Origin of the sequence: Clostridioides sp. ZZV14-6345 (assembly GCF_020657775.1) — a bacterium.
GTDB classification, from domain to species: Bacteria; Bacillota; Clostridia; order Peptostreptococcales; family Peptostreptococcaceae; genus Clostridioides; species Clostridioides difficile_D.
On record NZ_JAGWCX010000049.1, the window covers coordinates 15044 to 29869 of the forward strand.

Annotated in this window: 10 protein-coding genes and 2 pseudogenes; 1 reads left to right on the plus strand and 11 read right to left on the minus strand. The window is 27.9% G+C overall.

Annotated elements, in window-relative coordinates; translation table 11 throughout:
* Window positions 1-90: 90 nt before the first annotated feature.
* The 8 genes and pseudogenes from KGF39_RS13320 to KGF39_RS13355 all read right to left on the minus strand — a co-directional run bounded on the left by KGF39_RS13320 (window position 91) and on the right by KGF39_RS13355 (window position 11324).
* Window positions 91-468 (minus strand): C-GCAxxG-C-C family (seleno)protein, encoded by a 378-nt coding sequence (locus KGF39_RS13320; RefSeq protein WP_227822669.1) that lies wholly within the window; start codon window positions 466-468, stop codon window positions 91-93.
* A gap of 115 nt (window positions 469-583) precedes the next feature.
* On the minus strand, window positions 584-1078 hold the full coding sequence (locus KGF39_RS13325; RefSeq protein WP_054273766.1) for a methylated-DNA--[protein]-cysteine S-methyltransferase: 495 nt from the start codon (window positions 1076-1078) through the stop codon (window positions 584-586).
* 145 nt (window positions 1079-1223) lie between these two features.
* Window positions 1224-5477: a 2-hydroxyacyl-CoA dehydratase gene (locus KGF39_RS13330; RefSeq protein WP_227822670.1), complete on the minus strand. Its 4254-nt coding sequence runs from the start codon at window positions 5475-5477 to the stop codon at window positions 1224-1226.
* 389 nt (window positions 5478-5866) lie between these two features.
* Window positions 5867-7036: a hypothetical protein gene (locus KGF39_RS13335; RefSeq protein WP_227822671.1), complete on the minus strand. Its 1170-nt coding sequence runs from the start codon at window positions 7034-7036 to the stop codon at window positions 5867-5869.
* A 379-nt stretch (window positions 7037-7415) separates the two neighbouring features.
* On the minus strand, window positions 7416-8432 hold the full coding sequence (gene gap / locus KGF39_RS13340) for a type I glyceraldehyde-3-phosphate dehydrogenase (RefSeq protein WP_227822672.1): 1017 nt from the start codon (window positions 8430-8432) through the stop codon (window positions 7416-7418).
* Window positions 8433-9172: 740 nt separating this feature from the next.
* Window positions 9173-9516, minus strand: a pseudogene (locus KGF39_RS13345) (DUF4624 family lipoprotein).
* Between the two features lie 424 nt (window positions 9517-9940).
* The gene (locus tag KGF39_RS13350) at window positions 9941-10549 is read right to left on the minus strand and encodes an NUDIX hydrolase (RefSeq protein ID WP_227822673.1); all 609 of its coding nucleotides are present in this window, start codon (window positions 10547-10549) and stop codon (window positions 9941-9943) included.
* A 73-nt stretch (window positions 10550-10622) separates the two neighbouring features.
* The gene (locus KGF39_RS13355) at window positions 10623-11324 is read right to left on the minus strand and encodes a phenylalanine--tRNA ligase beta subunit-related protein (protein WP_227822674.1); all 702 of its coding nucleotides are present in this window, start codon (window positions 11322-11324) and stop codon (window positions 10623-10625) included.
* Window positions 11325-11551: 227 nt separating this feature from the next.
* Here KGF39_RS13355 and KGF39_RS13360 point away from each other — a divergent pair, with 227 nt between their 5' ends.
* Window positions 11552-11818 carry a DUF1294 domain-containing protein gene (locus tag KGF39_RS13360; RefSeq protein ID WP_227822675.1) on the plus strand — a complete coding sequence of 89 codons (267 nt, stop codon included), beginning with the start codon at window positions 11552-11554 and terminating at the stop codon, window positions 11816-11818.
* Between the two features lie 100 nt (window positions 11819-11918).
* Here KGF39_RS13360 and KGF39_RS13365 read toward each other — a convergent pair whose 3' ends face one another.
* The 3 genes and pseudogenes from KGF39_RS13365 to KGF39_RS13375 all read right to left on the minus strand — a co-directional run bounded on the left by KGF39_RS13365 (window position 11919) and on the right by KGF39_RS13375 (window position 14209).
* Complete coding sequence (locus tag KGF39_RS13365) at window positions 11919-12332, minus strand: YjdF family protein (RefSeq protein WP_227822676.1); 414 nt, start codon at window positions 12330-12332, stop codon at window positions 11919-11921.
* A gap of 270 nt (window positions 12333-12602) precedes the next feature.
* Window positions 12603-13379: pseudogene (locus KGF39_RS13370) on the minus strand (PhzF family phenazine biosynthesis protein).
* 68 nt (window positions 13380-13447) lie between these two features.
* A complete protein-coding gene (locus tag KGF39_RS13375; protein ID WP_227822677.1) occupies window positions 13448-14209 on the minus strand; it encodes an EFR1 family ferrodoxin in 762 nt (253 codons plus the stop codon).
* Window positions 14210-14826: the final 617 nt, after the last annotated feature.

The following is a 14826-nucleotide window of genomic DNA, read 5'->3' on the forward strand; positions in this document are numbered from 1 at the left end:
CTAAAATTCCACAAATTTATTGAGTACAGACTATAAAAATAAGCTATCAAATAATTTATACTTGATAGCTTATTATTTTTATAATTATTTTTATAATTCTTTTTTTAAAGTTTCTTTTAAACTATCATATGCGAAATCCATTATTTCTCTACATGCAACTAAATCTTTTTTTAAATCTATGCATAACTCTGAACCATATTCTTTTCTCACTGTTGTTGTTAAATCTTTAGCATATACTTTAGCTTTAGTACTTTCATCTTCATGGTTTCTACCTTTTACATATCCAATTATTATATTTGATGCATTTACTGCACCACATAAGCTAGCAACCCCACATCCTGAACCTAGTCCACTTCCTAAGCAAACTGGTATATCTGCATTAAATTCCTCATTATATGCTTTTATAACTGATTCCGCACAATTAAACCCTTTTTCATGATATTTTGATGCTATAACTTTATTACACATTAAGATTCCCCCTCATCTTTGTAAATTAAAATAAATTTTTTGACATTTTTCTAAAAAAAATTTCTTTTTAAGATTATTATATCAAATACTAACAATAAAAACACTTTTTTCTAAATTAACTATGTCTTTCTAAATTTAATAGTATCTCTTTCAAATCGGAATGATTTCCCATATACCCACCAATATTGTTTTTGCCAACTACTCTGTGACAAGGTATTATTATTGGAATTCTATTACTTTTACTTGCTTGTCCTATCGCTCTTACAGATTTTGGGTTGTTTATATTTTTTGCTATATCTGAATAATATAATGTTTCTCCATATGGTATTTTTAACATTTCCCTATAAACCGATTTTTGGAATTCAGTTCCCTCAATTCGAATATTTAAATCAAACACTTTTCTTTTTCCATTAAAATAATCATCTATCTGACTTATTGCTTCTTTTAAATCTTCTTTGCTTCTCTTTATATCAATTCCTTTTTTGATATATTCGTCTTTTAATTTATTAAACTTTTCATCTCCTATATCTACACTTACTATAAAACCTTCTTCGCTTAATATATACAAATTTCCTATTTTTGATTGATAAACATCATATACTAAATTCATATAAATCCCTCCTTTATACTAGTATACATATAATTTTTTGACTAATAAAGAGTTACCCTAAAAAATAGGATAACTCTTCTTTTACAATTATTTAATATATACTATTTTTTTACTTAATAGCGTTTAATATATCAAAATATCAATTTTATATATTTTTAAAAGCTTTAGAAAGCATAAGTTTTATCCTGTTAAGCTGATTTACCTCACTTGCAGAAGGGTCATAATCAATAGGTATTATATTTGCATTTTTATACAATCGCTTTAATTCTTTTATAGACCCCTTGCCAATTATATGATTAGGTAAACATCCAAAAGGTTGCATACAAATAATATTTTCTACGCCTTCATTTAATAACTCAACCATCTCACCTGTTAGAAGCCAACCTTCTCCAGTTTGATTTCCTAATGAGACTACTGGTTCTGTATTTTTTGCAACATTCTTTATGTCACCTGGAGCGTAAAATCTCTCACTCTTGTCAAGTGCTTTTTTATACACTTTTTGGTATATACTAGTTATATATATAAATGCTTCTCCTATCATTCTGCTTTTTCTACTTCCCTCTAAATGAGTTTGTTTATAAATAGTATTAAAGGCACAACTTAAGAAGAAATTTGTAAGGTCTGGAACGACTGCTTCAGCACCTTCTCGCTCTAATATCTCCACTAGATTATTATTTGCAATCGGATGGAATTTCACCAAGATTTCTCCTACCAAACCTACCTTTGGTTTTTTTACATCGAGTATCTCTAAGTTATCAAATTCCTTTACTATATCTTTTATGTTTTTAGTAAATACAGAAATCTTTGCTTTGACAAGAGAAGATTTGCATATATCAACCCATTTTTCATATAGAGCATTTGTACTTCCAGGAACTTTTTCATATGGTCTTACCCTATAGAGTACTTTCATTAATAAATCACCATATACAACAGACATAAAAAGTCTATTGATTAATTTTAGTGATATATTATCCATTATTCCACTATCTTCTATTCCATTTACACTAAGTGCAATGACAGGAACATTTTTAAATCCAGCATCATACATAGCTTTTCTTAAAAATCCAATATAATTTGTAGCTCTACAACCTCCACCAGTCTGAGTTATAGTAACAGATGTATTATTTAAATCATATTTACCAGATTTTAATGCTGTTATTAACTGACCTACAACTATTATAGCTGGATAACATGCATCATTATTTACATATCTTAATCCTTCTTCAATTACACTACTATCTGTATCTTTTAGAATCTCTATATTATATCCACTTAAATTCACAGCTTTTTCAAGAAATTGAAAATGTATTGGGGACATTTGTGGCGCTAATATAGTATGTTTGTTCGTTATTTGATTGTTTTTAGAATACTGTATCCTATTTGCCTTTATATTTTTTACATCTATGTTTTTGCTTTCTCTCTCAAACATAGCTGCTTTTAAAGACCTCATCCTTATTTTAGCAGCTCCTAAATTGTTGCCTTCATCAATCTTTATGATAGTATATATCTTTGATTTTTCATTAAGTATTTCTTGAACCTGATCTGTGGTTACTGCATCTAGTCCACAACCAAATGAATTAAGTTGAACTAATTCCAAATAGTTTTTGTCTCTTACAAAGCTAGCTGCTTTATACAATCTTGAATGATATACCCATTGGTCTACAACTCTAAGTGGTCTTTGTATATTAGCTAAATGACATATGGAGTCTTCAGTAAGCACCGCCATATCTAATGAATTTATAAGCTCTGGCATTCCATGATTTATTTCTGGGTCTATATGATATGGTCTCCCACATAGCACAATTCCCTTCATGTTTCTTTCTTTTATTTCTTTAAGTGCTCTTTCACCTGCAGCTTGCATCTCCATTTTAAATGAATTTTGTTCATCAGTAGCTTTATCAACTGCATGATTAATTTCTTCTTTGGTTATCTTTATACCAGAAAAACTTCTCAATAACTCCTCATATAGTCTCTTTTTCAGTTTTTCCTTATCATTTAGACTTATAAATGGATTTATGTAGTTTATGTTCTTATCTCTTATATTTTCTACATTGTTTTTTATTACTTCAGAATATGATATTACAACAGGACAATTATAATAATTATCTGCACTTGAATCCTCTTTATTTTCATTTGTCACACTTGGATAAAATATGTTTTTTATTCCTTTTTCAATTAAATTTTCTATATGTCCATGAACTAACTTTCCAGGATAACAAACTGTTTCAGAAGCAATACTAGTTATACCAGTTTCATATAAGCGTTTTGATGACCTATCTGAAAGTACAACTCTAAATCCAATATCATTGAAGAAAGTAAACCAAAATGGATAATCCTCATACATATTTAATACTCTTGGTATACCTATTTCTCCATTTTTTGCCTTTTCTTTTTCCAATGGTTTATATCTAAAAATTCTATCATATTTGTACTTAAATAGATTTATTGGTTTTTTCTTTTCTAGTCCTATTTTTTTATCACCATAAATAGCTTCACCCTTCTCACATCTATTTCCTGAAATAAAAATTTCATTATCAGAAAACTTATTTATGGTAAGAAGACAATGATTTGAGCATCCTTTACATCTAGTTACACTTGCTTCTAATTTTATATTATTCAATTCTTCCTTAGATAATAGAGATGTTTGATATCCACTTTCATATTTTTCTTTTGCTATAAGTGCTGCACCAAAAGCTCCCATAATTCCTGAAATATTAGGTCTAATCACATTTTTTCCAATTAGTTTTTCAAAGCTTCTAAGTACTAAATCATTATAAAATGTTCCACCTTGTACAACAATATTATTACCAATCTCATTTAAATCTCTAATTTTTATTACTTTGAATAAAGCATTTTTTATTACAGAATAAGAAAGTCCTGCTGATATATCTCCAACACTTGCACCTTCTTTTTGAGCTTGTTTTACTCTAGAATTCATAAATACAGTACATCTTGAACCTAAATCTACAGGGCTTTGAGAATAAATTCCTTCATGTGCAAATTCTTCTATTGCCATAGATAGAGAACTTGCAAATGTCTCTAAGAATGAGCCACAACCTGAAGAACAAGCCTCATTCAATATTATATTGTCAATTACTCCATCTTTTATTTTTAAGCACTTCATATCTTGACCACCAATATCAAGTATAAAATCCACATCTTTATTAAAAAATTTAGCAGCTTTATAATGTGCTATAGTCTCTATTTCCCCATTATCGATTTTAAGTGCTTTCTTAATAAGACCTTCTCCATATCCAGTTACAGTTGAACTCAATATTTTAATGTTTTTTGGCAATATATTATATATTTCATTTATAACCTTGATAGTTGTTTTTAATGGATTTCCTTCATTACTATTATAATAAGAATATACAAGTCTTCCATCTTCATCAATAAGTGCTGCTTTAGTTGTAGTTGAACCTGCATCAATTCCTAAATAACAATTACTTTTGATTGAATTTATATCTACATGATTTATTTTTTCTTGTTCATGTCTTTTTGAAAATTCTTCATATTCACTTTTATCTCTAAATAAAGGCTCTAGTAAATTTACTTCTCCATCTTCAATATTCTTTATACTATCCAGTTTTTTTATTAAAGATTCTAGTTCTATACTATCTTCATCCATTGATAATAGTCCTGCTCCAATAGCAATATATAATTGTGCATCTTCTGGGAAAATTATATTTTCATCTTTTAAATCCAATACTTTTTTAAATGCTTCTCTAAGCTCAGATAAAAAGTACAATGGACCACCTAAAAATGCAACATTGCCTTCTATTTTTCTTCCACAAGAAAGAACACTTACAGTTTGTACAACAACTGCATTGAAGATACTCATTGCTATATCAGTCTGCTTAGCCCCATCATTTATAAGAGGTTGAATATCCGTTTTAGCAAAAACGCCACACCTTGAAGCTATTGGATATATAACATTATAGCCTTTGGCAAGTTCATTTAATCCACTGGCATCTGTCTTTAAAAGTGATGCCATCTGGTCTATAAATGATCCTGTGCCACCTGCACATATCCCATTCATTCTTTGGTCTATTCCTCCACTTAGATATGTTATTTTTGCATCTTCACCTCCAAGTTCTATGACAACATCAGTTTCAGGATGGAAATACTCTATTGATTTTGTACTAGATATAACTTCCTGAACAAATTTTATTCCCAGTTTTTTTGATATTCCAATTCCACCTGAACCAGTTATTATAATTGTAGTATTTATATTTCCCAACTTTTCATATATACCATTTAGTACTTCTTTAACTGATTTCTTCACATCAGAATAATGTCTTCTATATTCTTTATGAACTATATTATTACTATTATTAAGTACCACAACCTTCACCGTTGTAGAACCTACATCAATTCCTATATGAAATAATTCATCCATTGTACCCCCTCCATACTTATATGCTTTTTTAATTTTTGTAAGTTCTATGGCTTTATTTTAAGTAAGTTATTTTATAATCTTTATGATTAATATTTTTATTTTATGATTATTTTATTAATCAAAGCTTACTCTACTAGGTAATTCCTAATCCTAACCTCAATTTTTAAATAAGAACATATAGTTAGTGTACTAAATTTTGTCATAAATTTCTACAGATTTTTGTTACTTTTTACATAAATATAACTTAACTCTAATATCTACTTAATATTTATGTACTATGAATTATATTCAGTCATAAAAAAAGGTTGTTAGTGTGCAATTTCTTATTGCACATCAACAACCTTTTTTTGTATATTATTATTTACTTTATTTAATTATGTTTATTACATTTATCCTACAAGCATAAATATAAAGTGAGCTGCTGCCCCTGCACATAATCCGCCTATTGTATGAGAAAGAATGGCTTTACCTGCCAATTGTCTAGCATTTAATGCATCCATCATACCAATGTGTGTACTTAAATATCCACTCCAACACATACCCATAGCTGTAAATACTGCTATATCATTAGGAGTTATAGCTCCTGATTTTATAAATTCTGGAACTAAAGACATTGCTGCTCCAACAGCACCTAATGAAGTTATAGGGAATGCTATTGCTTCTGGTGATGTAAATCCAAATAATGGTTCTAATATAAATCCAAGTTTATCTCCAAGAACTGGAAGTAACTTTATACCTTCATATGCAGCTCCTGTATAAACCTCTTGGCCTGTAGCAGGGTCTGTAGATGGTCCAAAAGTTAATAACATTACTAATGTACATACTACTAGGACACCAGGGATTATAGCCATTCCCATGTCCACTCCCATTTTACCACCTTCAAGAATTGCATCCAGAGCCCTTTGGAATACATTTCCTTCTCTAATTTCTCTGAATTCAACTTTTTTCTCAAGTCTTCCTGTTGCTTTATCTTCCTCTGGATTGTATTTATAAAACTTCTTAGTAAATGTCAACATTATTCTAACACTTATAACACTACCTATAACTGCACCTAAATTACCAATTAATGCTGGAAGTACATATTCTGTACCTTGAGAAATCATAAATGTTGTTAAGATAAGCCCCATACCAAAAGCTGTTCCTAAGTTACATAATGCTGGAACTTGGTATTTTTTAAAATACTGTGTGAATGTTTTATCTTTAGCAAAAGGTATAATAGCTGGATTATCTGATAAATAAGTTGTTATAGCTCCTGCTATACTAGCACCAGGCAATCCATATAAAGGCTTCATAAACATAGCGAAAATTTTATTAATTAATGCTATTACTCCAAACTCTGAAAGTAGTGCGCTTAATGCACCTGCAAGAACTGCCATAGCCATAATTAAGAAAACTGTCTCTAGTAGTAAAGCATGTGCTGTACTCATTATTACTTTGAACATCATTCCTGCTCCCATAATACTACCAACATACCCAAAACCAACTACTAGTAATATTAGGAAAACGAAGGTTTCCATGCTTACTGCCTTAACCTGTCTCCTGTCTGTTAACTTCTCCATTTTGAATCATCCCTTCTTTTTCTTTTGTTATAAAGTTTAACAAAACCTTTTCTCTTTTTTAATTATACTTATAAATATTACTATTTGCAACTTTATTTGTCATTTTTTTATCATATTTAAAATAAAAATCAGTATTTTAATAATAAAAATTTTTCAGATTTATGCAAGTTTTCGACATCTTATCTTTCATTTTATAAAAAGTACGGTTCCTTACTAAATGTATACAGACTCCTCTAACGACCTAATATACAAATATAAGTTGTAACTTGTATCTTTTACAGGAAACAAAAAAGATTATGAAAAAATTTTTCCTTCAATATTTTTCATAATCTTTTTTTAGTTTTATAGAATTTTTTTCAAAATTTTTTAAAGTTATTCATTATTTTAATTTTTTAGCTATATATTTTACTAAATCAACAGTTCTTGAAGAATATCCCCATTCATTATCATACCATGAAACTACTTTAACCATATTGTCTTCTATAACCATTGTGGATAAAGCATCTATTATAGATGATCTTGAATCTCCTTTATAATCTATAGAAACAAGTGGCTTGTCGCAATATCCTAAAACTCCTTTTAATTCTCCTTCAGCAGCATCTTTTAACACAGAGTTCACTTGTTCAGATGTAACGTTTTCTTTAAGTTCACACACTAAATCAACAAGTGAAACTGTTGGTGTTGGCACTCTAAGCGAAAAACCATTTAATTTTCCTTCTAATTGTGGTAATACTCTTGACACAGCTTTTGCTGCTCCTGTAGTGGTAGGTATTATAGATTCAGCCGCCGCCCTTGCTCTTCTTAAGTCTTTATGGCTCTTATCTAATATTCTTTGATCGTTAGTATATGAATGTACTGTAGTCATTAACCCCTTTACTATACCAAATTTTTCGTCCAATACTTTGGCAAAAGGTGCTAGACAATTTGTAGTACAAGATGCGTTTGAAATTATATTGTGCTTTTCATTATCATATTTTTCCTCATTAACTCCGATAACTATAGTTATATCTTCATTTTTTCCTGGAGCTGTTATAATTACTTTTTTTGCTCCTGCTTTAATATGTTTTTCTGCCTTTTCTCTTTGTGTAAATAGACCTGTCGATTCTATTACTATATCAACTCCCAATTCTTTCCATGGCAATTCTTCTGGGTCATTATATCTTAATATTTTTATTTCTTTAGAATTTACTACTAGAGTTTCTTCATCTTTTGCTTCTACTTCACCTCTAAAAGTTCCATAGCATGAATCATATGTAAATAAATGTACCAAAGATTCTGTTGTTGCTCTTGCATTTATGGCTACAATTTCTATATTATCTCCTAATTCTTCTTGAGCTATTCTTAATACAGCTCTTCCTATTCTTCCAAATCCGTTCATTCCTACCTTAATTTTCATTATGAAATGTCTCCCTCCATTACTATGTTTTTACATGATTATTGTACACTAAACAAATCATTTGTTCAATACTTTTTCTTGATTAAATAATTAAATTCTATGTTTTTTTATTGTTAAAAGACAATTAGTGTATCATTTTTATCTCTATTTAGTGTATACTTTTTAGTATAAAGAGGCTGAAGCTATTTATTTTGCTCAATGTCCCTTGGGACATATTTTGCCATTTTTTTTAATTTTTAAACCATACTTATTCTTAAAAATACTATACCTCCCACACTCTCCTCTAATTCAAAATATATAAAACAAATAAATTATTATTTAGTTCCAAAAATATATGAATTTTTAAAATTTACTATAATTATTATTCATATATCAAAATATAAATTTTTATTAGCTTATTGTTAACTAATTTCTAGAAATGTAATTAATTGAAAACTTAAAAATATATTTTATAAATTATAAAAAGTACTTCCAGTATTTTGTTATTACCTTATACTGTTATAAAATGCATTGACTCAATCCATCATATCTTCCTTTTTATAGATAGCATCATTCTTCTAGATAAGATTTTTCATCAAGCACAAGCTCCTATTTTCAAGAGCATGTGTGCCAGCTTTTGAGGTGCATGCGTGTTTCAAGTAAAAATGTACATCGACTCATTTTTAGATACGAAAAAACAGTCAATCATAAATATTAACTGCTTTTAGGTACTGAATATTAAGTTATAGACAAACTGGAATTTATTTTGAAGGTCTTTCTTTCTCCTGAACCAAATAGCTTTCAAAAGTAGCCTTTACAACAGCATGATTTATTTTAGTTCCAGTAAACCATATAGCATACTCTTTCTCCTTTTGCATATTATCAAGAGAAATTGTGAATGTATCATTATCAATACTTTCATGCCATGTATTACTCCATAAAGTTTCGTCTGTTTTATTATCTTTTATTTCCACAAGATCACTCTCTCCGTCCATTTTAAAAGAAATCTCTGTGTTTAAAACATCTATATCATCAGATACACAAAATAAACGTGCATTAACAAATGGGTCTGAAATATCATAATTTTTATCTAATTCATTTCAATAGTTGTTTGTCCTGATTCTTTGTTGCTTGAATTATTATATTTACTTTCATTGCTTTTTTTTGCAAACTGTCAAGCTAACTACACTGATAATGCTAATTAAAAGAATAACTAATTTTTTCATAGGCTTATCTCCTTTACAACTTGTAATTTTTAGCCCTATAAGCTAGAATATTAAACTAATCTACTATTTTGCTTGTATTTTACATCAAATTTTTCAATTATTTAAACGTATACATTTTATCATTTTTATTACAGGTATGTTAAATAGTTTTGGTATTTCAGTTGTTATAGCATCTGGAATTGGTTTGATTTATTTAAAGATACAGGGAATTATAATTTACTGTATAAAAAAAGAGATTATAATTTCTACAAGTAAAATAAATCTCAACAGTTTACTTCTCTACATAATCTCTTTTCTATATAGTTATTCAAATAATTTACTTCCTAAGCTTACAAACATCTGTAAAATCAAAAATGCTTTTGTGTCTATCTTATGATTACTCTGTAGAATCTCCTTTGCTTCTTCTTGTGAAACTAAAAGAGCTTCAATTTCTTCATCCGGCTCTAAAAATTCATCTGTTATATCACCATCACATTTACAATAAACAAAAGCAACAGATTCATCACTCATTCCAGGAGATAAATATACCTTATCACTACTCTTATTTTTTTGAATTTCTAAAATAGTAAGTCCTGTTTCTTCTCTAAGTTCTCTTTCAACAGAAATAGCTATAGATTCTCCTTCATCAACAAGACCTGCTGGTAATTCATATATATAATCATTGATAGGTACTCTAAATTGTCTTATTAAAACTAATTTTTCACTGCTTTTATGAAGTCCAACTATTACAACTGCATCTACACTATCTTCTTCATTCTTCAAATAGATGTTTTCTAATTGTTCACTACTTTTTCTTGATGCTACCATCCAAACCTTATCTTCATCTAATTTGTTTTTATACTCAATTTCAAAAAGTCCTATAAACTTATTTTCAATCATTGGTTTTACATTCTTTATTACAGTTTTTTTCAAATTTACTACGACCTTTCTTTTTTTAATACCATTAATTAGATATAATATCTTAACAAATATTCAACTTATATTATTATATTTCCATCTCTGGGTTATCTTTATCCACAAAACCTACTTTAATTTCGCAATCAAAGATTTCCTTCAATAATTTTGCTAGTTCTTCTCTTGCACTCATTACCTTATCTAAGTTAGCATCAGTGAAACCATCTATAGGAAAAAATATATTTTTTGAACTATTAGTGATTTTTCCTTCTTCCCCTTGTCTCCATATCCACCTTCTAGTTTTTACCATATCGCCCACAGAATAAATTAATTCTCCATCTTCCATCAACTCAACATCAGTTTCTCCAAATGGTACAAATTTGTCTCCTTGTTTTGAGAATCTAACATATACATCATCATTTCTAAAATCCATATCATGAGCACCCATTGGAAGTAAATATTTTAAAGAAATAGAGTTTCCTAAATCTACGATAGGATTTATATGAGGAAGTTTCTTATTCTTAGCAACTCTTGTTGTCATTGCTTCTATCGAACTCATAAATTTATTTGGGTTCATTCCTAAACTTCTAAATGCCTCTCTATATGGTATAATTTCTTCCGATTCCTTTACTTTTTTATCTTTAAAGTAATCTTCTACTCTATCTATACTTATATCTAAAAGATTGCTTATTCTTTCAATTTCTTTAGTGTTATCTATTCCTTTTGCTACTACTACACCAAAGCATACATTTTCTAATTTATCAAATACTTCTTTTTCTACTATAAATTTCATTTTGTCTTATCCTCCTGTTATTTTACATTATTTTCTAAGTAAATTTTATCACTTTGTGTCTTATAAATATACCCCCTATTTAGGAATTGTTTAATTTTTTTTAATTTTCCAATTAATGTTATATTGATTCTCATCAAATATTTTATATGTAATAATTACAAATTTAACTTTCAAAAACAAATGTCTTGATTTATAATGTATAATATATTTTTTATGGAGGTAATATTGTGAAAAATTTTATTTTAATATATTTTATAATTATTAATTTTATTGCTTTCTTTTTAATGTGCATAGATAAAAAAAGAGCGATTAAAAATGAATGGAGAATAAAGGAAGCTACCCTTATTTCTATAGCAGTAGTTGGAGGTAGTATAGGTTCTATAATTGGAATGTATTCTTTTAGACATAAAACTAAACATATTAAATTTACATTTGGGATACCTTTTATAATATTTCTACAATTATTACTAGTGTATCTTTATATTTTAAATTGATTTAAAATATAAAATTTTGTTTTTTCAATAAATTAAGGTGTATAAAATATTTTATTTTATACACCTTTTTCTAGCAATTCATAAAAAACACTAAATTAAATTAATGACCTTTATGCTTGGATTTTCTCTTTTCTTGTTTCAAATTAAAAAGTCTTTCTTTTTCTTCTTCTTTTCTATTTTTAGCTAGATTTTTTTTATCCTGTTTTCTTTCTTCATATTGAAGCTTAATAGCATTTTGAGCTTTAGTTCCTACAGTTTCTTGTTCTTTTTTTATTTTTCTCTGCATTCTTTTGTATCCAATCTTGTCTTTGGTTACATTCTTTTCTAACTTAATACTACCAAAATCTAATGAGAAAAATCTTTCAAGTATAAATTCATATACTTCTACTTCTTTAGGCTCTGCTCCAAAGACTACTTTACATGCTTCATATTTTTTGCCATCTTGTCTTTCAAATACTCCTATCCAAAATGGTTCTTCAAATAAGACTGTCAAATTTCCACTAATTTTGTCCATTGCTAGTTCCTCCTATTTAGTTACTTTCTAAAGAATGGACAACCAAGGAGGCAGGTTACTGACAGCAATTACTGCGTCTGGACTACCAACCAGACTGTGTTTTTATCTTTATAAATTAAATACTATATTTTTTAATGATACTTGTCAATATTAGTATCAACTTATATTATATTACTTTAAATTCTTTCATTCTGCTTTATTATAAATAACTCTAATATAAATTAATTATTTTCATAGTAAATTAAATTGTAAATTAGTTATTACATTTCTCTAAATGTCAATCTTTATTGTTCCCTGCATAAATAAAACTGCTTCACCAGAAATTTTTACAGTATTATCCTTCAATAATTCACACTGAATTATACCACCACGATTAGAAAGTTGTGCTGCTATCATTTTACATTTTCCCAACTTTTCAGACCAATATGGAATAAGATTACAATGTGATGAACCAGTAACAGGGTCTTCTGAATCCAATTCTGGACAAAAATATCTTGAAACAAAATCTGTATTACTTCCTTTTGCTGTAATTATTATACCTAACCAATCTGTCAATTTACGCAACTATGCATAATTAGGTTTATAATTTATAACTTCCTGTTCACTATTTAGTAATAAGACTAAATCTCTTAAAGAATAAACGGCACTTGGTATACAACCTATCAAATTAGTTTGTTGTGGTGATAGTTCTATTTCAGTAGGCATTATTTCTGGAAATATCATTTCATATAGATTTCCATTTCGTGTAACCTCAAGATTTCCATTTTGAGTAAGAAAATCTATCTTTTGAACATTAATATCAATAAAATTTGATATTACATAAGCTGCTGCTAAAGTTGCGTGACCACATAAATCAATTTCTGCTTTAGGTGTGAACCATCGTAATTCATAATTTCCTTCATTTTTTACTATAAATGCCGTTTCTGGTAAATTGTTTTCTTCAGCTATTTTCTGCATTAACTCCAAAGGTAATCTTCTTTCAAGAACACAAACTCCAGCAGGATTTCCTTCAAATAATTTAGTTGCAAATGAATCACTATGTAGCATTCCATTCTTTTACCGCTCTTTCTAATATAGAGTATATACCATATACATTTAGTAAAATTTAAAATTTCTTACATGTATTTCTCGATATTACTCTGTTCAACAACCTTTTTACCTAATAATGTAATTGCTTGTTTCGTACAATTATCTACACAACGATAACACATTGTACATTGACCATTTGAAACAATCATATCATTTTTAATTACTAAATTCTTCATTGGACATAAATCAATACATTTACCACATACAACACACTCCTCAGCATTGATTTTTAGTTTGTCTGTATACACATTTGTTTTATTGATAAAGTATAATCTTTGTCCAAACAACCCTACAATATGACTCAAAAAACCTAATCCTTCTTTTGGTGGAACCCCATATTTCAATTTTTTGGCGGCCTCAGTTATTTTCTTTTCTGCTTTTATTACCAGCTTTCTATTATACTCCAAAGAATGTTTTAGTATCTTTTCATCTCCTATACTATCTGGCATCCTTACATGTAATCCACCAATAGTTGTAGCACCATATTTTTTTAACGTTCTAGATAACATACCAGAACCATCCCCACTGAACAGAGCCATAGTTGCAATAATAAAAATACGTTTACCATTCCATAAGGTTGAATGCTTGATTATAAAATCTTTCAATATTTTAGGTACATTACTATATTGTACAGGATAGCCGAAAATAATATCCTCATGATTGTGGATGTTTTGTAAAAGTTCACTATTTTCAATAGAATAATAGTTTGCTATTATATCACATTTTTGTAAAAATTTTTCTACACAATATCTTGAATTTCCAGTTCCACTAAAATATATTCCTATCATAGTATTTCTCCTAATAATTAAAATTATATAGCTCTATTCTTAAAATTTTGACTTTTTTATTATCTAAATTAAGTAATTTATTTAAATAATATAAATATAATTCAACAACTTACCTAATCAATTTATTAGCCGATTATCTAATTCTTTTCTTTACTATTTTAAAATAGATTATAATAATATTAGTAATCTATATTTCCTTAAACATATGTTTTTTCTCTAAAACAAAATTATTAATAGCAATTCCATCATATAACCTGATTATAAATTTAGTAAGTTCATCACATCTTATACCCTTATTTCTCAATTGACAAGTTCCCTAAAAAAGATTTAAAAATTTAACTCTATAATAAAAAACTTTTGATTGCCTAATATCTATAAGTAAGGGGCTGTCGCAGGAGCAAATTAAATTTGTTCTGTGAGAGCTCTTTTTTACTTACCTTAATAGGTATATTTTTAATTATTTTATATAAAGTTTATGTTGTAAGTAAAATTATGCATGACAAATAAAGGTATGAAAATACCATTTTTTCAGATAATATTTGATTGTAAATAATAATTTTAGAATACTTTTTTTAAATGATGAAGATATATTCCACGTTTATTTTTTACTATTTTAT

Excerpts from the sequence above, each read along its gene's own strand:
- KGF39_RS13365 (WP_227822676.1), bottom strand. The coding sequence starts at position 12,332 with ATGGACAAAATTAGTGGAAATTTGACAGTCTTATTTGAAGAACCATTT.
- KGF39_RS13335 (WP_227822671.1), bottom strand. The coding sequence starts at position 7,036 with ATGGAGAAGTTAACAGACAGGAGACAGGTTAAGGCAGTAAGCATGGAA.
- KGF39_RS13330 (WP_227822670.1), bottom strand. The coding sequence starts at position 5,477 with ATGGATGAATTATTTCATATAGGAATTGATGTAGGTTCTACAACGGTG.
- KGF39_RS13375 (WP_227822677.1), bottom strand. The coding sequence starts at position 14,209 with ATGATAGGAATATATTTTAGTGGAACTGGAAATTCAAGATATTGTGTA.
- KGF39_RS13320 (WP_227822669.1), bottom strand. The coding sequence starts at position 468 with ATGTGTAATAAAGTTATAGCATCAAAATATCATGAAAAAGGGTTTAAT.
- KGF39_RS13355 (WP_227822674.1), bottom strand. The coding sequence starts at position 11,324 with ATGAAATTTATAGTAGAAAAAGAAGTATTTGATAAATTAGAAAATGTA.
- gap (WP_227822672.1), bottom strand. The coding sequence starts at position 8,432 with ATGAAAATTAAGGTAGGAATGAACGGATTTGGAAGAATAGGAAGAGCT.
- KGF39_RS13325 (WP_054273766.1), bottom strand. The coding sequence starts at position 1,078 with ATGAATTTAGTATATGATGTTTATCAATCAAAAATAGGAAATTTGTAT.